Origin of the sequence: Raoultella sp. T31, assembly GCF_002806725.1 — a bacterium.
Lineage (GTDB): Bacteria > Pseudomonadota > Gammaproteobacteria > Enterobacterales > Enterobacteriaceae > Klebsiella > Klebsiella electrica.
The window spans coordinates 1-371 of sequence record NZ_PIBO01000108.1; the positions used below are offsets into that span (position 1 = coordinate 1).

Sequence of the window (371 nt, forward strand, 5' to 3'; positions counted from 1 at the left end):
GCAGCCGGAGGAGGTCGCACAGGCCATCGCCTGGCTGCTGAGCGACAAAGCCTCTTATGTGACAGGTAGTTTCCTGGAGCTGGCAGGTGGCAAATAAGATGTGCGAACCCGGATGGCGGCTACGCCTTATCCGGGCTACAACCGCTGTCGCTGGAAGTGGCGGCGCAGGGGATTCGCGTCAACGGCGTGCGTCCCGGCTTTATCTACACCGGGATGCACGCGTCGGGCGGCGAGCCCGGGCGCGTGGATCGGGTGAAAGCGGGGCTGCCGATGCAGCGCGGCGAGCAGCCGGAGGAGGTCGCACAGGCCATCGCCTGGCTGCTGAGCGACAAAGCCTCTTATGTGACAGGTAGTTTCCTGGAGCTGGCAGG

The 371-nt window shown here is 65.0% G+C and carries 1 protein-coding gene and 1 pseudogene; both read left to right on the forward strand.

The window, feature by feature from the left end; genetic code table 11:
* The coding region (locus CWM52_RS25945; protein ID WP_117433787.1) for an SDR family oxidoreductase at nt 1-97 on the forward strand (97 nt) is incomplete at its 5' end.
* Between the two features lie 47 nt (nt 98-144).
* Nucleotides 145-371, forward strand: a pseudogene (locus tag CWM52_RS25950) (SDR family oxidoreductase); the annotation flags it as partial.